This window comes from Bradyrhizobium sp. HKCCYLRH3073 (assembly GCF_051167995.1).
Lineage (GTDB): Bacteria > Pseudomonadota > Alphaproteobacteria > Rhizobiales > Xanthobacteraceae > Bradyrhizobium.
In genome coordinates this window covers 140885-159560 of sequence record NZ_JBNPUD010000001.1, presented here as the reverse complement: position 1 = coordinate 159560, position 18676 = coordinate 140885, and the positions used below count along the sequence as shown (strand labels likewise).

Annotated in this window: 18 protein-coding genes; 4 read left to right on the top strand and 14 right to left on the bottom strand. The window is 62.6% G+C overall.

Features of this window, described 5'->3' with window-relative positions:
• Positions 1-390: 390 nt before the first annotated feature.
• From ACQR1X_RS00725 to ACQR1X_RS00695, 7 genes are read right to left on the bottom strand one after another with little or no spacing between them, the layout of a single operon-like run.
• Positions 391-1764: an amidohydrolase family protein gene (locus ACQR1X_RS00725; protein WP_434898149.1), complete on the bottom strand. Its 1374-nt coding sequence runs from the start codon at positions 1762-1764 to the stop codon at positions 391-393.
• Positions 1761-2654 carry a polysaccharide deacetylase family protein gene (locus ACQR1X_RS00720; RefSeq protein WP_434839161.1) on the bottom strand — a complete coding sequence of 298 codons (894 nt, stop codon included), beginning with the start codon at positions 2652-2654 and terminating at the stop codon, positions 1761-1763. Before ACQR1X_RS00720 ends, ACQR1X_RS00725 begins: the two co-directional genes overlap by 4 nt.
• Positions 2641-3459 (bottom strand): ABC transporter substrate-binding protein, encoded by an 819-nt coding sequence (locus ACQR1X_RS00715; RefSeq protein WP_315804439.1) that lies wholly within the window; start codon positions 3457-3459, stop codon positions 2641-2643. Before ACQR1X_RS00715 ends, ACQR1X_RS00720 begins: the two co-directional genes overlap by 14 nt.
• 4 nt (positions 3460-3463) lie before the next feature.
• Positions 3464-4231 (bottom strand): amino acid ABC transporter ATP-binding protein, encoded by a 768-nt coding sequence (locus tag ACQR1X_RS00710; protein WP_316217686.1) that lies wholly within the window; start codon positions 4229-4231, stop codon positions 3464-3466.
• The gene (locus tag ACQR1X_RS00705) at positions 4228-5085 is read right to left on the bottom strand and encodes an amino acid ABC transporter permease (protein ID WP_315804438.1); all 858 of its coding nucleotides are present in this window, start codon (positions 5083-5085) and stop codon (positions 4228-4230) included. The genes ACQR1X_RS00710 and ACQR1X_RS00705 overlap by 4 nt, the downstream gene beginning before the upstream one ends.
• Positions 5082-5903: an ABC transporter substrate-binding protein gene (locus tag ACQR1X_RS00700; protein WP_434898148.1), complete on the bottom strand. Its 822-nt coding sequence runs from the start codon at positions 5901-5903 to the stop codon at positions 5082-5084. Before ACQR1X_RS00700 ends, ACQR1X_RS00705 begins: the two co-directional genes overlap by 4 nt.
• Positions 5904-5927: 24 nt before the next feature.
• The gene (locus ACQR1X_RS00695; protein WP_434898147.1) at positions 5928-6902 is read right to left on the bottom strand and encodes an N-carbamoyl-D-amino-acid hydrolase; all 975 of its coding nucleotides are present in this window, start codon (positions 6900-6902) and stop codon (positions 5928-5930) included.
• 150 nt (positions 6903-7052) lie between these two features.
• Here ACQR1X_RS00695 and ACQR1X_RS00690 point away from each other — a divergent pair, with 150 nt between their 5' ends.
• Positions 7053-7988 carry a LysR family transcriptional regulator gene (locus ACQR1X_RS00690; RefSeq protein ID WP_434898146.1) on the top strand — a complete coding sequence of 312 codons (936 nt, stop codon included), beginning with the start codon at positions 7053-7055 and terminating at the stop codon, positions 7986-7988.
• Between the two features lie 110 nt (positions 7989-8098).
• On the opposite strand, the gene ACQR1X_RS00685 is transcribed toward ACQR1X_RS00690, so the two are convergent.
• The 6 genes from ACQR1X_RS00685 to ACQR1X_RS00660 all read right to left on the bottom strand — a co-directional run bounded on the left by ACQR1X_RS00685 (position 8099) and on the right by ACQR1X_RS00660 (position 13341).
• The gene (locus ACQR1X_RS00685) at positions 8099-8896 is read right to left on the bottom strand and encodes a creatininase family protein (protein ID WP_434898145.1); all 798 of its coding nucleotides are present in this window, start codon (positions 8894-8896) and stop codon (positions 8099-8101) included.
• A gap of 301 nt (positions 8897-9197) precedes the next feature.
• The gene (locus ACQR1X_RS00680; protein ID WP_410051440.1) at positions 9198-9539 is read right to left on the bottom strand and encodes a hypothetical protein; all 342 of its coding nucleotides are present in this window, start codon (positions 9537-9539) and stop codon (positions 9198-9200) included.
• 165 nt (positions 9540-9704) lie between these two features.
• Positions 9705-10460: a hypothetical protein gene (locus ACQR1X_RS00675; RefSeq protein ID WP_434898144.1), complete on the bottom strand. Its 756-nt coding sequence runs from the start codon at positions 10458-10460 to the stop codon at positions 9705-9707.
• Positions 10461-10462: 2 nt separating this feature from the next.
• Positions 10463-11209: a hypothetical protein gene (locus ACQR1X_RS00670; RefSeq protein ID WP_434898143.1), complete on the bottom strand. Its 747-nt coding sequence runs from the start codon at positions 11207-11209 to the stop codon at positions 10463-10465.
• Positions 11202-13064 (bottom strand): hypothetical protein, encoded by a 1863-nt coding sequence (locus ACQR1X_RS00665; RefSeq protein ID WP_434898142.1) that lies wholly within the window; start codon positions 13062-13064, stop codon positions 11202-11204. Before ACQR1X_RS00665 ends, ACQR1X_RS00670 begins: the two co-directional genes overlap by 8 nt.
• 22 nt (positions 13065-13086) lie before the next feature.
• A complete protein-coding gene (locus ACQR1X_RS00660) occupies positions 13087-13341 on the bottom strand; it encodes a hypothetical protein (RefSeq protein WP_434898141.1) in 255 nt (84 codons plus the stop codon).
• A gap of 127 nt (positions 13342-13468) precedes the next feature.
• On the opposite strand from ACQR1X_RS00660, the gene ACQR1X_RS00655 reads away from it, so the two are divergent.
• From ACQR1X_RS00655 to ACQR1X_RS00645, 3 genes are all read left to right on the top strand, one after another.
• Positions 13469-13975 carry a very short patch repair endonuclease gene (locus tag ACQR1X_RS00655; protein ID WP_434898140.1) on the top strand — a complete coding sequence of 169 codons (507 nt, stop codon included), beginning with the start codon at positions 13469-13471 and terminating at the stop codon, positions 13973-13975.
• Positions 13884-15410: a DNA cytosine methyltransferase gene (locus ACQR1X_RS00650; RefSeq protein WP_434898139.1), complete on the top strand. Its 1527-nt coding sequence runs from the start codon at positions 13884-13886 to the stop codon at positions 15408-15410. The genes ACQR1X_RS00655 and ACQR1X_RS00650 overlap by 92 nt, the downstream gene beginning before the upstream one ends.
• Before the next feature lie 911 nt (positions 15411-16321).
• Positions 16322-16756 (top strand): DUF2267 domain-containing protein, encoded by a 435-nt coding sequence (locus tag ACQR1X_RS00645; RefSeq protein ID WP_316217564.1) that lies wholly within the window; start codon positions 16322-16324, stop codon positions 16754-16756.
• Positions 16757-16759: 3 nt separating this feature from the next.
• Here ACQR1X_RS00645 and ACQR1X_RS00640 read toward each other — a convergent pair whose 3' ends face one another.
• Entirely contained in the window at positions 16760-18673 is a 1914-nt protein-coding gene (locus ACQR1X_RS00640; protein WP_434898138.1) for a nitric oxide reductase activation protein NorD, read from the bottom strand.
• Between the last annotated feature and the right edge of the window lie 3 nt (positions 18674-18676).

Sequence of the window (18676 nt, the reverse complement as noted above, 5' to 3'; positions counted from 1 at the left end):
GGTGGACGTGAGAGCATCGAAAAGCGCTTGCGCGGACGAGCGGTGCTGCACGGACGGCGAAGTCGCGTGGTCCTGATACCCCGAAGCTGGTATCAAGCCGGCCGATGTGACGCATCGGACGATGACGGTGGCCAACAAGCCGGGCACCGGGGAGATCGCGTATAAGCCGTAAACCATCGCGCAGGGAAGGCCGGATGCTCCGGTCCGTACCTGTGGTTCTGCCGCGTGCTTTTTTCTGCACGCGGACCATGGGTGCGACCGGCACCCGGCCTTCCCTGCGCCCTCATCACTTGCAGAGGGCACCGACTGCGGCATCACCCGGGCGCTATCAGCGCCGCGGTAGCGATGCAGCCTGCCCTGCTGTTTGACAGAGTTCAATGAGACGAGACATCAGCCGGCGAAGGCGGCCTGCGCCTCCGGCAGCGCCCAGATCTTCTCGATCGCGGCCGCGCCTGCCTTGGTGATCGCGGCCTCGTCACCGTGGAGATAGCGGCCGTCGTGGATCAGCAGCCGGCCGTCGATCATCACCTGGTCGATGTTGGCGCGGTTGGCGAGCGCGATCAGGCCGCGGCGCGGGTCGTGTAGCGGCCGAAGATGTGGATGCGTCATGTCGACGACGGTGAGGTCGGCGGTCGCCCCCGCCGCGATGACGCCGAGATCGTCGCGCTTGATCATGGCGGCGGCCGTCGTGGTGACGGCGTCGATCAATTCCGGCGCGCTCGCCGTCTCGGCGCTTCCCAGCGCGATCTTCGAGATCATCGACGCCGCGTTGAGCTCGCCGAGCAGATCCATGTTGTAGCCGTCGGTGCCGACCGCGGTGCGTATGCCGTGCGCGGCGAAGCGGCCGAAGGCGGCGGTGACTCCGGCGCGCGCGAACACGCGCGGGCAGTTCAGCACGCCGGCGCCGCGCGCCGCCATCAGCGCGAGGTCGGCATCGGTCGAGGCATGGCAGTGCGCGGCCAGCAGATCGGGACCGAGCAGGCCGAGCCAGTCGAGATATTCGGCCGGCGTGCGGCCGCCATGGCGCTGCGCAATCGTCGCGACTTCGCCTGGGCTCTGCGCCATGTGCGTCGTGATGGGAACGTCGAGCTCGCGCGCCCGGCTCGCGGCCGCGCGCAAGAGATCCGGCCCGCAGGTATCCGTCGCGTGCGGACTCATCGCGAGCCGGATGCGGCCGTCGCCCTGGCCGTGCCAGCGCTGATGCAGCGCGTTCCAGGTCGCCATGTCGGCTTCGCCGTCGTCACCGGCATAGTGCACGGTGCCCGAGGCATCCGCCTTGGCGTCCGAGGTCGAGAACAGATAGGGCGCGCCGTAGAAGCGCAGGCCCATCTCGAATGCCGCATCGAACAGCTCCGGGATGGCGTTGCGGAACGGCTCCATCACCGTGGTCGCGCCGCCCTTCAGGAGCTGCAGCACGCCCATGCGGCCGATCGCCAAGCGCTCCTCCGCGGTGAGGATCTCCGCGCCGCGCTTGGACAGCGGCAGCAGCACCGTATAGACGATGCTCTTGTTGTTGCGGCGGCCGTTGCCGTCCTCGGTCAGCGTCCGCGCGATCGCCTCGCTGAAGATGTGGTTGTGCAGGTTCAACAGCCCCGGCAGCACGAATCGGCCCGGACGATCGAACACCTCGTCCGCCGCCGGCCTGTCGCGCGTCACGGCCGCGATGCGCCTGCCCTCGACCAGCACCCAGTGATCGCGCAGCACGTCCTGCGCGCCGTCCCTGCGCGTCAGCACATAGCTGCCGAAGATCGCGGTCGTGCTCATGCGCTCTTCGCTTCCGCCGCCTCGTGACGCTGGTAGTTCGCGGCGATCTCGGCGCCGGTCGTGATCCAGACGTCCTGGCACGATTTGGCGTAGGTCAGGAACTCGCGCAGCAGGCGGAAGCGCATCGGCCGGCCCGAGACCTGCGGATGCAGCACGGTCGTCACCATCGCGCCCCAATCGCGGACTTCGTCCAGCTCATCCTTCCACATCGACAGCACATGCTCCTTCGGAAAGATCGAGCGCGGCGAGAACCGCGCCGACAGGCCGTGCATCCAATCGTCATAGCTCGCGGTCACCGGGATCTCGATCGTGCCCGGCCTGCCGTCGGCGAGGCAATGGCGATAGGGCCTGACGTCGTCGCGGAACGACGACGTGTAGACGATTCCCTGGCGCACCAGCGCTATCCGCAGCTCCTCGCAGAACTCGCCGAACGGCGCGCGGTAGCCGATCGGGCGGATGCCGAGCCGGCGCTGGATCGCCTCGAAGCCGCGCTCGATCTCCTCGACGATGAAGGGATCGCCCGGATCGGGCAGCAGATGGTGATAGCCGTGATGGCCGATCTCGTGGCCCGCCTTCAGCACGGCCTCCGCCATCGCCGGATGCGCATCGACCGCCCATCCCGTGATGAAGAACGTCGCCTTGAGATCGAGCTCGGCGAGCAGCTCGAGCAGCTTCGGCGTGCCGACACGCGCCTCGTATCCGCCGAAGCTCATCGTGACCAGGCGCGCGGCGTGCGCCGGATCCTTCGACGTCCAGGCGCTCTCGGCGTCGATGTCGAACGACAGGAACATCGCCGCTCTGTACGGCGCAGGCCATGGATAGTCCGGCGCCGGCGGCGCAGTGTTGGCGGGAACGACCGGGATCCCCGCGAGCGCCTTACTGTCCAGCATTGATCAGCACCTTCTCGATTCCGTTGTCGCTGAGCTTCCACTTCGCCAGAAGCGCCTTGTAGCTGCCGTCGGCGATCAGGCCCTCCAGCGCAGCGTGCAGCGCGCCACGGAGCTCGTCCGCCTTCACCGGCGTCGCGAGTCCGGTATATTGCAGCGCGATCATCTCGCCGACCGGCGCGTAGGCGTTCGGCTCGAGGTCCATGATGTAGGGCAAGGTCTCGTTGCCCTGCACGGCGGCATCGATGCGGCCCTGCTTCAATTGCGTCCGCGCGTCGGCCGAGCCTTCAGTGCCGACGAACTGGATCGGGCTTGATCCGCAGTTCTTCTCGCTCCAGGCCGCGATCTGGTCCGGAAACTTGGTGCGCCTGGAGGCGCCGACCTTCCTGCCGCACAGCGCGGTCGGCTCCTTGAGCTCGGCCGCGCGCGACGCCTGCACGAAGAAGCGCGGGCCGCTGCGCAGATAATCGATGAAGGTCGCGGTGTCCTGCCGGCTCTTGTAGTCGGTCATGCCGGTCAGGATGATGTCGAAACGCTGCGTGGCGAGGCCCGGCATCAACTGGTCGAAGCTCGTCTCCTGCCAGACAGCCTTGACGCCGAGCTTCTTGGCCAGCGCCTCGCCGAGCTCGACATCGAAGCCGGTCAGGGTCGATGTGGCCGGATCCTTGAACTCCATCGGCGGATAGTTCGGCACCACCGCGATGCGCAGGCCGTTCTGATTGATCTCGGCCGGCAGTTCGGCGGCGAGAGCCGTGCCCGCCACGGCGGCGCTCATGAGTCCAGCCAACACGATCCACTTCAAATCCATCACCTCACCCCACTTCCGCTGCCAGAAACGCTCTTGTTCTCGCCTCGCGCGGCGCGCGCAGCACCTCGCGGGCCGGGCCGCTCTCCACGATCACGCCCTGGTCCATGTAGACCACCCGGTCGGCGACCTCGCGCGCAAAGCCGAGCTCATGCGTCACCACCAGCATGGTCATGCCGGATGTCGCGAGCTCCTTCATCACGGCAAGCACCTCGCCGACCAGCTCCGGATCGAGCGCCGAGGTCGGCTCGTCGAACAGCACCAGCCGCGGCTTCATCGCAAGCGCCCGCGCAATCGCGACGCGCTGCTGCTGGCCGCCCGACAATTGTGACGGATAGGAGCCCGCCTTGTCGGCGAGGCCGACCCGGCGCAGCAGCGCCATCGCCTCGTCCTTCGCCTCGGCCGGCCTGCGCCTCTGCACCTGCACCGGCCCCTCGATCACGTTCTCCAGCGCCGTCAGGTGCGGAAACAGGTTGAAGCGCTGGAACACCATGCCGCAGGCGAGCCGCTGCCGCGCGATCTCGCGCTCCGACAGCCGGTGCAGCCGGCCGTCCTGCTCGCGGAAGCCGAGCAGCGCGCCGTCGAGCCAGATGCCGCCGCTGTCGGCCGTGGTCAACTGGTTGACGCAGCGGAGCAAGGTGGTCTTGCCGGAACCGGATTGCCCGATCAGGCAAACCACCTCGCCCTCGAAGACGTCGAGCGAGACCTGCTTCAGCGCCTGAAATTCACCGAAGCGCTTGCTCAGTTGGCGGATGGCGACCAGCGGCCTCATCAGCGGCCGCCTCGCGCGATGCCGCGGGCAAAGCGGCGTTCGAGCAGCATCTGCAGCGGCGTGAGGATCGAGACCACGAGCAGATACCACAGGCCGGCGACGATCAGGAGCTCGATGACGCGCGAATTGGCGTAGTAGATGTTCTCGGCCGAGTGCAGCACCTCCGGATACTGGATCACGCTGGCGAGCGAGGTCGCCTTGACCAGGCCGATGAACTCGTTGCCGAGCGGCGGGATCACCACGCGCATCGCCTGCGGCAGAATGATCCGGCGCAGCGCCTGCAATCGTCCCATGCCGATCGCCTGCGCCGCCTCGTATTGCCCGATATCGACCGACAGCAGGCCCGCGCGCATCACCTCGGACGTGTAGGCGCCCTGGTTGATGCCGAGCCCGAGCAGCGCGGCCAGGAACGGCGTCATCACATCGACCGCGCGCGCGCTCCACAGGCCGGGAATGCCGATGGTCGGAAACACCAGCGCCAGATTGAACCACAACAACAACTGGAGGATCAGCGGCGTGCCGCGGAACAGCCAGGTGTAGCCGGCGGCGACCGACCGCAGCACCGGATTGGGCGACAGCCGCATGATCGCAACGACGACGCCGAGCGCGATTCCGAGCATCATCGCCAGGACCGCCATGACCATCGTGTTGACGATGCCGCGCAGGATCACCGGCGCCGTCAGGAAGCGTTCGACGAACACCCACTCGATCTGCCCCTTGGCGAAGGCCCGCCCGATCGCGACGAGGACGACGACGATGACCGCGGCCGCGAGCCAGCGGCCCCAATGCGCCTGCCGCGCAATCCCGTGTCCGGACAGATCCGGGAAGCCGTCGGCCAGGGCCTCGCTGCGGCTCATTGCGGCGCCGCGTTGAGCATGGGCTCGCGGACCGCATTGGCCCCGAGCCCCCATGTGTCCAGGATGGCCTTGTAGCTGCCGTCGGCGATCATCGCCTTGAGCTGCTCGGTCACCACTTCACGCAGCGCGGCATCGTCCTTGCGGAGCATGATGCCCTGGTAGCCGAAGGCGATGGGCTCACCGACGATGCGATACTTGCCGGCCTCCTGCGACTGCGCATAGGGCAAGGTCTCGCTGCCCTGCACGGCGGCATCGATGCGGCTCTGCTTGAGCTGATTGCGGACATCGATCGAGTTCTCCCCCGGCACATATTGCGCGGCAGGCTTGCCTGCGGCCTCGCAATTGGCCTTGCTCCATTTCTCGATCTCCTGCGGGAAACTCGTCGAGCGCGTGGTGCCGATCTTCCGGCCGCACAGATCGGCCGCGACCCTGGCATCGCTCTCCGCCAGCACGAAGAACTGCGGGCCGGTGACGAGATAGTCGACGAAGTCGGCGGTCTCGCGCCGCGAGGCACGGTCGGAGATGCCCGAGATGATGAAGTCGGCGCGCCGGGTCTGCAGCGAGGGAATGAGTTCGGCGAACGGCGTCTCGCTCCACACGATCTTGACGCCGAGCCGCTTCGCCAGTTCGTTGGCGAGATCGATGTCGAGCCCCTTCAGCTCGTTGGTGGCGGGGTCGTGATATTCCATCGGCGCGTAGGTCGAGTTGACCGTGAGCTTGAGCACGCCGGCCTGCTTGATCTCAGCGGGCAGCTCCGCGGCCCCCGCCGGAGCAAGCGAGGCGATGATGACGAAACCTGCGAACAGCGAACGGCGCATCCTGCAACTCCCCCACGTGAACGGCTAATCGACCACGACCGGCTCGACGGCGCCGGCGCGCTCGGTTATGAGCCTGTACTGATCCGGCCGGCGATGCGCCGCGAAGTTGAACATCTTGTCCTTGCCCTGGCGGCACAGATCGAGGTCGATGTCGGCGACGACGACCTCGTCAGCGAGCGTCTTCGCCCGCGCCACGATGCAGCCATTGGGATCGACGATACAGGAGCCGCCGATCAGCCCGCTGCCGTCCTCATCGCCCGCCTTTGCGACCGCGATCGCCCACGTGGCATTCATGTAGGCGTTGGCCTGCGCCACCAGGGTCGAATGGAAGGTGCGCAGCGACGCATCCTCGGTGTTGCCGCCATTCGGATCATAGGCCGCGGAATTGTAGCCGACGCAGACCAGCTCGACGCCCTGCAGCCCGAGCACGCGCCACGATTCCGGCCAGCGCCGGTCGTTGCAGATCATCATGCCCATGATGGCGCCGCCCCACTCGCGGCCGGCGCGCACGGCCGGAAAGCCGAGATCGCCATAGCTGAAATAGCGCTTCTCCAACTGCTGATACTTGGCGCTCAGGCGCGGCTCGACGGAGCCGGGCAGATGCACCTTGCGATATTTGCTGATGATCTCGCCGTCGGGATCGACCAGGATTGAGCTGTTGAAGCGGCGTCCGTCCGGCGTCAGCTCGGCATAGCCGACATAGAAGCCGACGCGAAGCGCCCGCGCCCGGTCGAACAGCGCGGCAACGGACGGATTCGGCATCGCGCGCTCGAAGTGGCCGTCGAGCGCCTCGCCTTCGAGGATCCAGCGCGGGAAGAAGGTCGTGAATGCGAGTTCGGGGAAGACCACCAGCTTCGCGCCCTCGCTGGCGGCCTGATCCAGCAGCGCGATCATGCGGGACAGCGTGTGCGTCCGGCTGTCGGCGCGCTGGGTCGGTCCCATCTGGGCCGCGGCGGCGCGGAAGATACGGCTCAATAGTGCCTCCAATCTGTGCGTCATGCCGAACGATCAGGCGGAACGCCGCCTGAATGCGCGCACTGAAAGAAGGGATCATTTGGCGAAAGCGGCGCGGGATTTGCAATCTGCCCACACGGCCGCGCGCTATGATATTTTGGCCGAGACCATAACCGGGGCTTATAGGGCGTTCACATGAACCTGCGCCAGCTGGAGATCCTGCGGGCGGTCATCCGCCACCACACCACGGTCGCCGCCGCCGAGGAGCTGGCGCTGTCGCAGCCCGCGATCAGCAATGCGCTGAAGGCGATGGAGGCGCAGGCCGGCTTCACGCTGTTCGAGCGCGTCAACAACCGGCTGTTCCCGACGCCCGAGGCGATGACGCTCTATGAGGAGAGCGAGGCGATCTTCACCTTGCATGCCCGGCTGGAAAGCCGCGTGCGTGACCTGCGCGAGCAGAAGACGGGTCATCTGTCGATCGTCGCCACGCCGCCGCTCGCCTACAGCATCATCCCGCCGACCTTGTCAGGCTTCCTGCGGCGCCGGCCGCAGACGCGGATGTTCTTCGACGTGCGCCGCTACGAGGGCATCATCGAGGGCGTGCTCGGAAACGTCGCCGAGCTCGGTTTCGCGCTCGGCCTGTCTGACCATCCCGGTATCGCGCACGAGGTCGTGCACACCGGCGAGATGGTGTGCGTGATGCCGGCCCGGCATCCGCTTGCGGAACGCGACATGATTTCAGCGCGGGACCTTGCCGGGTTCCCGCTGATCGGCCTCGAACGCGGCACACGCCTCGGCGAAGCCGTGCGCGAGAGCTTCCGGCAAGCCGACGCCGACTTCCAGCCGACGGTCGAAGTGCGTTACTGCAACACGGCCTGCGTGCTGGCTTCGACCGGCGTCGGCGTCGCCGTGGTCGATCCATTCTCGTCGCGCCAGGGCGGGCATGATCTCGTGGTACGGCCGTTCACGCCGAGCACCAAAGTCTCGGCCTATGTGTTGTGGTCGGAGGCGCGGCCGCTGTCGAACCTGGCGAAGACGTTTCGCAGCGAGGTGCGAAACGCGAGCCGCAGTCTCGCGGATGGCCTCGACGCGGCGGCTCCGAGTCTCGCCGCTTCCGCGGAACGCGGCTGATTGCCGATCGGCACGACGCGTCCGATAGACCCGTGGACGTATCGTTTGCGGTCCATCATCCGAAATGCCTGCCTGCGGCGGGCTTCTCGCGATGATGCTCTGCGCCTCCGTCATCTTGCGGCTGGCGGCGGAATGGTTGCAGGAGACATTGTGGACCATGGCTCGCCCGCCCGCAATCGCGCCGCCAGCGCCGCCGCGCAGCCGACGAGCAGCTTCTCGCCCTTTGCAGCAGATGCCTTGCGCGCATCGCCTGCGACGCCGGAGGTGGTGATGTCGGCGAACGATCTGAACATTTTCAGCGACGGCACCATCGAGCCCATGATGTCGAAGCTCGGCCCGAAGGCCGCGTCGAGCCTCGCCGCATCGACGAGGCTCGGATGAGCCGCCATCATCATCGACGTCTCGGCTTCGCAGGCGTGCATCACACCGTCCTGATCCTCGAGGACCTCGGCCATCGTCTCCCGCCCTTCCATGAAATAGGTCGTGGTCGCGATCGGGGCATTGAACTCGCGCGTCAGTTCGCCGATGAGGGCGGCCAGCGCCTGGATGTTGCCGCCATGGCCGTTGACGATCACGATGCGGCGGAAGCCGGCATTCAGGATCGAGCGGCAAAGGTCCCTGAGCACAGCGTGGTAGGTGGAGAGACTGAGGGTAAAGGTGCCGCCGAATGGAACGTGATGGTCGGCGAGCCCGCACCAGACAGTCGGCGCGACCACGATGGGATGGTCTGGAGCCAGCTCCAGCGCGGTGCGGCGGCAGACCTCGCTGCACAGGAAGTCGTCGACTCCCGTCGGCAGATGCGGGCCGTGCTGCTCGGTCGAGGCCACCGGCAACAGCACGAGCGCGTCACGGGCCGCGAGCGCGCGAAGCGCTGCGGCGGAAAGTCTATTCCAGGCGGTTTCGGTCATGATGGCTGCTCGCGTGGTCGGAGATGAGGCAGATTGGCTCAGATCACGCAGCGACCGCAACAGCCCATCTCGGCGTCTCTTGCGCGCAAGCCGACAGTGGCCTGCGTGCAGCCAGGCCTGCACGCCACTGCGCGATACAGCGGCCTCTCACAAGGGTGACGGCGCGGCAACCCAGACCGCACCCTCAGCTACATCAGGAGCATGCTCTCCATACGCTCAAACATCGACAGCGATTTCGACCTCGAAAAGGTGCAACGGCCCTGCGTCCTCACAACACCACGGCTCGCGCGGCGGGCCAGTCTCACGCCCGCGTCAATTCGATGTCGTGGGTCTGCTTCGTCTCCGCGTCGTACACCCTGATCTGCAACATCGGAAACCGGCGCTTGAGGTCATGCGCGCCGTTGTGTGCGCCATCCTTGGTCTTGAATTCGGTCTTGATCTGACCATCGACCACGACGGCATAGCCGGTCAGCGGAAGGTCTTTGCCGGATTTGTCTTGAGCAGGCTTGTTGTGAACAGACTTCTCTTGGGCAGACTTGAGCATTGCGAGCCGACGTCGATTCGTGAGTTGAAGGGGTGCCGAGCGCGCGATCTCTCCGCCTCGGACGACTCCGATGTAAGGTGAGTCTGTCGCGACGAGCAAGCGAAGACGTGTTCTTCACAAGCAGGACAACTACGGTTCAACCGAAAGGCGCAATGTCGATCGAAAACGACCCTAAGATACCGAGCCGGCATTGGTTCAAGCACGACGGCAATTGACCGTCATCAAAGCAGGTCTATAGTTCTGATCGTCGAGGAGCACCATCCCTCAAGTGATCGCGTTCGCCGAAGCATGCACATCGTCGGAACGCTGTGCGCGCTTAGAAGACGACAAGCTCCAGCGATCGAATTCTCGTGGCAGAGCATTAAACAGTTCTTCAACTGTCATTTCAGGAGGATCGTAGGTCCGTCTCAGCTGCCGTATGAACCGCACAAGTCGCCGTGGTGTTCCATCTTTTTTCCCTTGAGCACCACGCTTCAGCCCACCACGCTCGCTATCCCAATAAAGGCGGTCTGCCAGACCAACGACAGGGATCGCCCCAAATGCTTCCTGCTGGCCACCAATCTGCTCCAGCGTCTCAGGTTGCTTGTCAATCGGGAAGGCGAGCATGACGCGCGCAGCGAGACCATGGTCTTTTACCGCCATCCAGCTCATACGCACAATGTGCCTGCTCCAGAGGCGATTCCTGAGTTCGCACGAATAGCGGAACACCTGTTTCACCTGCCTCTTTCCGGATGAGTCAGGCGGAAGTAATTCGTCAATGTAGAACAGTGACAACCAGTCCCAAAGCCCCTCATCGAACCGGATGGAGGCAGGAAGCTCGGTGAGAAGTGCCACTAGATACGCGCCCAGCTCCAGACGGGAACTAAAACTTCGATGCTCAATAAAAACAGAATGATCGAATTGCTCTGAAGCTCCTGGATCTGTAAGCAAGCTCGCAGGAGACGGCGATGGGGCGCCGTTCTGCAACCAATTGCGAAACCGCTCTCGACCCTCAGAATTCAGCCGCCGCACCTCGGGCATGATTAGTCCTCTGTCCTGATCAGGTCCAGCATGCCGTGGTGACGGCAGAACGCGGCGCAAACATCGTCAATCCATTTGGTCGCTTCAGTCGTTTCGGACCAATCCGGCTTCTCACGCCCCGTAAGATTCTGAGCAAACCTGATCCAATCAGTGGTCCAATTTCCCTCATCTTCCTCATCACCGTCTTCAGCCTGACGATCAAGCTGTAGCATCATGAGCACTTGTCTAAGTGCAGCGGGAAGTATCAGTGCTTGGAATACTGGATCACGCTGAAAGCGGCTAACGGCTCCCGGAATCTGATTGTTGATGATAAGTGCGGGCTTTTGATCGTCATCATAAATCTCAGTTTTCCAAGGCTCCTGCCCAAGATCACGCTCGACAACCTTTAGCAGTTCGTGACGCCCAGCCTCAGCGTCTTCGTCTGCGCCAAGACGATCTCCCCGGGCAAGAACGCGGCCACTATCCGGCTCGACGACCTTAATGCGGAACTTCACCGAGGTCGGATCAAGCTCGCGTAAGATGGGGGGGTCTAAAGGGGAAATGGCTTTGACCGTACCAAAAGGAAATCGTTCATGGAGACTCTGACGATACGCCTCCACAATCACATGTGACTGGGGTGGGAGTTTAAGCGAGGAAAGGTCAATTTCGGCATTGAACTCAGCAGTTCCATCGGCACGCTGCGTTACTACGAAAGTCGCCATCCCGGAATCGATCTTCTGGCGGCCCGTACTGTTGATCCTGCTACGCATCAACGGGCTCCTTTCCGCGAACCAGATTATAGTCAACGACCAGATCTCTGCGTAGATCGAAGCCCTCGACCGCCAGTTCGAATTGCGGCTCTTCGATGGTCAACAGAATAATATTGTCGCTGGCTTCATGCTCCGCACCAGTCGTGCTCATACTAAGAGCGGCATCGGCAAAATCGAAATCAAGGCGGTCCCATTTCGGCTTGCCATACTCGACGTCGTAACAAACCGCAACTCTGACCACGGCAGGAAGCATCACCTCGATGAAGCCCGGCCCCGGCTTTATCGAAAATCCACCTTTGCGCTTCTGCAACACGAGTTTACGGTTTGCGGCCGGAAGCGGCGGCGGTCTAGCCGCATCTGGCTTTTCTTCTTGCTTCTTTTTCCGCCCCTTACCCAGAACCTTTTCCGGCGGGCGCGAAGTATCCTCAATCCAGAAAAAACCTCTCAGCGCCGCCTCATGGACACGATCTTGACCAGTCGCTAGAAATCGATGAAGGGTGCCAGGAGCATATCTGATCTGACCAAGGGTCTGGCGAGGATAGGACCAATTCTGCTTAACTCTCGCAGCTGTTGCAGCCCACTTGGTGTGAGCAGGATTCTCGGCATCTGCGAGGAACTCGCTTATTGCCTCCTCCTGTGCGACAAGCATCGCAAAGCAGCCCTGCCCGTTGAATGCAGCAGCTTCGTCTGGGACTGTAATATCGCCACGCACGTATAGAGCGGCTTGCTCCTGCCCCTGCGATGCGGCCTGGAAGAATACGGTGAACCCGGACTCGGCCACTTCGCCCTTCTTACGTGCTAGCGAAATTGGGACCTGAAAGCCGATGGTTTCCCCTTTAGAATACTGATCTCTCAAAGCTGAAATATCGGCGCCAATCATACTTTCGACAATACGCTCCTCGGAGCCGCGTGGGCGTGCACTCACCTTAACGAGCTTCGCGGAATCGAAATCATGGGCTGCATCGATGAATCCGATAAGACCTGCAGGTAAAACATCCTTCGCAATTCGCCGAACGCTCTCCGAATCGACCTTCTCGTCAAGAACATCAATTACGAGGCGCCCGGTTAGGATAGGATATGCGTAGTTCTTAACCACGAAACGCAGCAAATGATCGAGGTCTGTTTCACCCACTGGGAAGGGTACGACGACTGATAGTCCTGGCTCGGCGCATCGGGTAATTCCAAATGCCTTGCTAAATATACTGATGTTCTGTGAGTCGCGAATGGGTTGCAGACGGTCGCTACTCCAATCCCCAAAGTGCCCATGGGGAGCATAGCGTACACCATCGATAGAATGGGTACGGAGGACAGCCTGCCCCAGCAATAGCGGTGCCTCCTCCCCTTCACGCTTCGTGAGTCCAAACAGACAGCGGCTAGCCGACATCATCGGGTACACAAGCTTACCTAGTCCCCATCGCCCGTTCTTACTCCCATGCTTAAAAGAACGTCCGTGACGGAACCAAAAGGAACGAAAATTGCCGAGGTCATTTTCGTCGTCGATTTTCCCCGTTAGCCCCTCTGTCCCAAAATCTTCAATTATCAAGGCTGACGGGGCTGCGAGCATGTTCTCTGGAACACTAAAACGACTTGCTTCAAGGTGCGGCGTCAGGTCCGAAACCAACGCCCTCATGTAGTCATCGTTCAGACCGTTTCCGGCATCGACCCTCGCAAAACGGAGCCGCACCGGCTCCCTTGAGCCTACACGCCGCGCATCCTGAGAGTTCTGCGTAGCTTCCCGGACCAGCGCTTCTGTCTCTGGCACAGTCTCCGTGTTGAATTGGTCACCTTCCGTGACCTCTTGCTCAACGTCGTTGAAGCCACGTTCTGAAAATTTCCAACGATTCGCCAGAGCCATTAGGACCTCTCAGAGGCACAAACTAGAGCTTAAAATCTATGTCGTCGCTATCGCGCTGCTTGCTCTCAAACTTATTTCGCGCGAGCTTTAACTCCCTATCGAGCACACGAAAAATCTTGTCGATCTCCTCTTGGCTGTAGTCGTAATTGTTCCGGTTACTCAGGTTTGAGATTAGCCGGATGTCCTTGATGGCGCGAACCACCCTTTTCTCTGCAAGACGACGAAACCGCTGGTTCGGAGATTCACCGGCACGCCGTTCGCCCTCATCGACTATCACTCGATTTCTCATATGTCAGCAGGAACACTGTCCCACGACGGGATAGACTTCATATTCGACCATGTCAATATATTTTCACTTTGAACTCTACATTTTTGAAATGTAGTGCACACCAGACGAGACCCGAATGGCGGACACGATTACTCGAGAGCGTCGCAGCGCCAATATGGCTGCGATAAAAGGCTCAGACACCAAGCCCGAACTGGCGGTCCGCAGACTGCTCTGGGACATGGGGGTCGGATATCGGCTTCATGTCAAAGGTCTGCCTGCACGCCCCGACATCGTGATGAAGGGGCGCCGCAAGATCATTCTTGTGCATGGCTGCTTCTGGCACCGTCATAAGAACTGTCCATTCGCCTATACTCCAAGATCCCAAACAGCATTCTGGGAAGAGAAGTTTGCTAAGAACGTGGAGCGGGATGAACGCAATTGTTCTGCACTAAAGGCATTGGGATGGGACGTAATGATTGTATGGGAATGCGAGTTGGCGGACGCTAACTTGCTTCGTAAGCGAATCATTCTTTTTCTCGACAGGAAGCCCAATGCGTGGAATGGCCGCACAAAGTCGAAACAGCGGCCCGGTCGTAGAAAAGCTGGCCCGACTCGCAAAAGGAGGGTGCCCACGGGTACTTGATCTGTTCTCCGGCTGCGGCGGAATCTCGCTGGGCTTCGAGCGAGCAGGATTCGAAATTGCTGCAGCAATGGAGGTCGACAGGCATGCCGCCGCGACACATGCCTTCAATTTTTTCAAAGACAGTAATCCGAAATCAGCTTCACTTCATGCCAAACCTCGCGACATCCTCGAGGTCGAACCGGATGAGTTTACAAGTGAACTCGGATTAGGGGCTGCCGAAGAGGCCTTTGATGTCGTCGTCGGCGGCCCCCCATGCCAAGCATATACGCGCATCGGCAGGGCCAAACTTCGCGAGATTGCAGCCCATCCAAATGCTTATAAGATTGATCCACGCGCCAATCTTTATCTTCGTTACCTCGAATACGTTTCCGTCACAAAACCTCTCGCAATCCTTATCGAGAATGTTCCCGATGCACTGAATTTCGGTGGCCACAACGTCATGGCTGAGATCGCTGAGGCGCTCGCGGAACTCGGCTACGACGCGAAATATTCTTTATTGAATGCAGCATTTTACGGCGTACCACAGATGCGCGAGCGCGCGTTTCTTATCGCCTATCACCATTCGATCAGAGTGCCTATCAGCTTTCCCAAACCAACTCGCTATATGAATCTCCCACAAGGATATCGTGGCGTAAGGTCGGTTGCCCTAAAACACGTTGATCTCTTCGATGGCGGAAAGTTCGTCGAGGCGGATCGGGGGTCTGCGCAATTACCATTTCCTGTTACTTGCGAGGAAGCGCTCGGTGATCTGCCGCCGATAACACTGCACCTTGAAGGCGCGCTTCGAAGGGGGGCCCGTCGCTTCGATCAGCGTGTCCCGTACGCTTTAAACGGACGAGACGTACGCGGATACGCAAGGCTGATGCGTCGCTGGCCACGATTTGGAGCAAAATTTGGTGTCTGGGATCATGTGATACGTCATCTTCCGCGCGACATCCAAACCTTTTCGGAAATGCCAAATGGAGCTGAATATCCGGCAGCCCACGCTACCGCAGTATCTATTTGGGAGCGGCGTGTAGGACTTGAGCAGAAGCGGTTGGGCCGCGCGCTATCGAAGAAGGAACGAGGGGAACTTCGAGATTCAATAGTACCTCCCTATCCGCTTGGAACGTTCCCGAACCGATGGTGGAAGTTGCTGCCTGATTTTCCCTCGCGGACCTTAATGGCTCATCTCGGCAAAGATACTTATAGCCATATTCATTATGACTCTAAACAGGCCCGCGTGATAAGTGTGCGCGAAGCGGCACGTCTTCAATCTTTTCCGGATGGTTTCCGCTTCGTCGGCACTATGAACCCTGCTTACAAACAGATCGGGAATGCTGTACCACCACTACTCGCCTGGGCCATTGCAAACGAAATTATGAAGAATCTCAGGATGGGAAGTGGTTATGAGGCTGGTGCAACTTCTGACATCGTCGCGGAAGCTGCTGAGTAAACGCTAAACCGAATAATCCGAGTAGCGCCTTAAGCTTTGGTCCAATCCCACTTGGTCGCATGACCGCCATGCGCGAATTGCCCGTCGTGCCAGTCTGCCGCAGATAAACCGCTTGCGCCGTCGGGCAAATCACCTGCACAGTTCCGCGCATCCCGCCTCATGAAGAGGGGCGTGTCGCGAACGTCACGAGACGTGGAGTGCGGGATGCGATGGACGCGACGTGTCGCAGCGGGTGTCATGCCTGCGGACGAACGGCACGGTGCGGACGGCGAAATCGCATGGTCCTGGCGCCGCGACGCTGGCGTCAAGCTCGCGACGAGGTTTCAGCCTCGCGCGGGTGACGGTGGCAAGACAGCCCGTTCACCGGGGAGAGTGCGTATAAGCCGTAACACCGTCGCGCAGGGAAGGCCGGGATGTCTCGGCCGAACCTGTGGTTCCTGCCCCGTGCATTCTTTCCGCACGGGGGCCATGGGGGCGGCGAGCTCCCGGCCTTCCCTGCGCCCTCTCCCTTGAAGAGGGTTCCGTCAAGCAAGACTCGGGCGCGATCCGCGCCGCGAGATCGCGACGTGCTGATTTGTAGACGTTCTGTTTGTCGATGGCTGTTTGTCAGAGTGAACTGCTGACCAATGTTGCGTGCCGTGCACGGGGGCACGACGATCTCCGTAAGATGACGGATGGGCTTGCCGACCGCCGGTGCCGCTCCGGCAGCCAGGGATCGTAAACGGCTGGGCAGACCGTTGACCCGCCATTTACCTCACGGTCCGACCACGACATCGTGATTTGATGCAGGTCAACATGCCCGGCCCGGACGCACCACCTACTGACAAGGCGTTCAAGCGAATCAGGCCTTGCCGTTACCTCGTTCGGCGTCCCTCGAACGGTCCTGTGCACTTGTCATCATGGAGAACCACATGAGCGAGATCGGCGTGACCGCCCTGGATCACACCGTCCAGGAAACCAACATCTGGCTGAAGGCCATCGAGCAGCGCCTCGCGCTGGCGAGCCGGCAGCAGGCCTACAATGCACTGCGTGCCGTGCTCCATGTGCTGCGCGACCGCATGCCCCTGGCCGTCGCCGTGAATTTCGGCGTCCAGTTGCCGATGCTCATTCGCGGGATCTACTACGAGGGCTGGCACCACGCGGCAACCCCGACCAAGGACCGCCATCTCGAATATTTCGTCGATGACATCTTCCGCCAACTGCCGCCGCAATTCCCGGTCGATCCGCTCACGGCGGCGCGCGGCATCTTCGAGATTCTCTGGGAGAAGCTCGATCCCGGCGAGTTCGACAAGCTGATGGCCCACCTGCCCGTGTCGCTGCGCAATCTGCGCGAGCCGGCGACGTAAGCGTCAGTGCGCCAACTGCCGGTACAGCGCCGGCAGTGCGGCCGGTAGTCGCCGGATGTTGCCGACGATGGCGTAGCCGCCGCGACCGAACAGGGTTGGAAAATACGACTGCGCCGACGCATCGATGGTCACGCCGAACACCGCGACGCCGCCGCGTCGCGCTTCCTGCACCGCCTTGCGCGTGTCCTCGATCGCGAACCGTCCCTCATAGTGATCGACGTCGTTCGGCTTGCCGTCGGTCAGCACCAGCAGCAGGCGCTTGCGCTCGGATCGCTCGGCGAGCTCGCCGGCGGCGTGACGCACCGCCGTGCCGATACGCGTGTAGTAGCCGGGCCTGAGCGCGCCGATGCGGCGCTCGACCCGCCCGCTCATCGGCTCGCCGAATGCCTTCACGGTCTCCAGGCGGACCCACGAGTTGCGCCGCGACGTGAAGGTGAGAATGCTGTGGCTGTCGCCGCAGGCCGACAGCCCATGCGCCAGCACCAGCAGCGCCTCCTTCTCGACGTCGAGGACGCGCACGCCATCGATCCATGCATCGGTCGACAGGGACACGTCGACCAGGAGAGTCACCGCGAGATCATGCGCCAGCGGGCGCATCGCGAGGTGCACGCGGTCGATGCCGCCATGGCCGGCATTGAGATCGCTGCGCGCGCGCACCAGCGCGTCGATGTCGAGGTCGTGGCCGTCGGCCTGCGCGCGCATGATCTCGTGGCGCGGTCGCAAGGTCTCGAACCTGCGCCGGACGCTGCGGATCCGCCGGCGCATCGCATCGTCCGGAGCCCACGCCTCGCCCGCTTCGGCGGCGTCGCCGGTCACGACGCGGCAATGATCCGGCAGATAGGCGCCGCTGCGATAATTCCATTCGGGATACAGCCGGCCGCTGTCGAGCCTCGCGGTGTCGACCGCCTCGGGCGGCAGATCGAGGTCGAACTTCAGCTTGCTCGCCGGCCGCCCCTTGCGCCTGGCGATCGCAAGCTCGTCGAGATCGTCGGCGGCCTTGCGGGCGTCGTCATCGTCGGTATCGTCGGACGGACGATCGACATTGACCATCTCCGCCATCGCGAGGATCTTCTCGAAGCGGTTGAGAATGAATGGATCGCGCTTGGCCGTGTCGTCGCGCTCGCGCCGCGCGAATCGCTTGCGGGTGTCGGGTGCCCCCTCCTGCTCTGCGGGCGTCTGCGTCTCGTCGTCGTCGCGCGCCGCGGCAACGGCATCGCGACCCCAGCAATCGCCCCACAGCGGACACGGCAGCATCGGCCGATAGCCGGGCGGGGCGGCCTGCGGCAACGGGCCGCCGGCGATGACCGCATTCCACAGCGCGCCTTTGGGCGGCGCGCCCACGCCGAGCAGCGCCATGACGATGTGCTCGACCTGCTGCTCGAGCCGAGGCAGCGGCCGCCGCGGCCGCGCCGTAGCCAGCGCTTCGGCGAGTTGCGCATGCGGACGCGCCAGTCCCGGGAAGCGCGCCAGCACCAGCGCGGTCGTCTCACAGGCCCGGCGCAGCGCCAGCAGATCACGCCGCAGCGGATCGCGCTCCGCGATCGGCTCGACCGCCATGGTCGCGAACCACGCCGCGAGCCAGTGATAGAGCTGCGCATTGAGCGCGCGATCCGGCAGCAGCGCGATGGTCTCCGGCAGGAACACGGTGGCGCCGTCGCGCCCGGCCTGGTCGAGGCATTCGTCGCCGAGGCCAATGCGCTGGCGCCAGCCGAGCCGATGGCCCGATTTGCGCGCCTTGGCTCCGGCGACCTGCACGCCGCTCTCGCCGCCCAGCGCGCGGAACATGACGGCGATGCGGCCGCTGATCTCGTTCAGGGCGACGGCCTGGTCCGGATGGACCGGATAGCTCGAGGTCGTGCCGACCATGCGATGCCAGGCACGGCCGACGGTCTCCTCCAGTTCGAGGAAGTCGAGCATGGC

Coding starts and splice junctions, on each gene's coding strand:
- ACQR1X_RS00725 (WP_434898149.1), bottom strand. CDS start 1,764: ATGAGCACGACCGCGATCTTCGGCAGCTATGTGCTGACGCGCAGGGAC.
- ACQR1X_RS00640 (WP_434898138.1), bottom strand. CDS start 18,673: ATGCTCGACTTCCTCGAACTGGAGGAGACCGTCGGCCGTGCCTGGCAT.
- ACQR1X_RS00720 (WP_434839161.1), bottom strand. CDS start 2,654: ATGCTGGACAGTAAGGCGCTCGCGGGGATCCCGGTCGTTCCCGCCAAC.
- ACQR1X_RS00665 (WP_434898142.1), bottom strand. CDS start 13,064: ATGGCTCTGGCGAATCGTTGGAAATTTTCAGAACGTGGCTTCAACGAC.
- ACQR1X_RS00645 (WP_316217564.1), top strand. CDS start 16,322: ATGAGCGAGATCGGCGTGACCGCCCTGGATCACACCGTCCAGGAAACC.
- ACQR1X_RS00670 (WP_434898143.1), bottom strand. CDS start 11,209: ATGCGTAGCAGGATCAACAGTACGGGCCGCCAGAAGATCGATTCCGGG.
- ACQR1X_RS00715 (WP_315804439.1), bottom strand. CDS start 3,459: ATGGATTTGAAGTGGATCGTGTTGGCTGGACTCATGAGCGCCGCCGTG.
- ACQR1X_RS00675 (WP_434898144.1), bottom strand. CDS start 10,460: ATGCCCGAGGTGCGGCGGCTGAATTCTGAGGGTCGAGAGCGGTTTCGC.
- ACQR1X_RS00700 (WP_434898148.1), bottom strand. CDS start 5,903: ATGCGCCGTTCGCTGTTCGCAGGTTTCGTCATCATCGCCTCGCTTGCT.
- ACQR1X_RS00685 (WP_434898145.1), bottom strand. CDS start 8,896: ATGACCGAAACCGCCTGGAATAGACTTTCCGCCGCAGCGCTTCGCGCG.
- ACQR1X_RS00650 (WP_434898139.1), top strand. CDS start 13,884: ATGCGTGGAATGGCCGCACAAAGTCGAAACAGCGGCCCGGTCGTAGAA.
- ACQR1X_RS00705 (WP_315804438.1), bottom strand. CDS start 5,085: ATGAGCCGCAGCGAGGCCCTGGCCGACGGCTTCCCGGATCTGTCCGGA.
- ACQR1X_RS00695 (WP_434898147.1), bottom strand. CDS start 6,902: ATGACGCACAGATTGGAGGCACTATTGAGCCGTATCTTCCGCGCCGCC.
- ACQR1X_RS00690 (WP_434898146.1), top strand. CDS start 7,053: ATGAACCTGCGCCAGCTGGAGATCCTGCGGGCGGTCATCCGCCACCAC.
- ACQR1X_RS00655 (WP_434898140.1), top strand. CDS start 13,469: ATGGCGGACACGATTACTCGAGAGCGTCGCAGCGCCAATATGGCTGCG.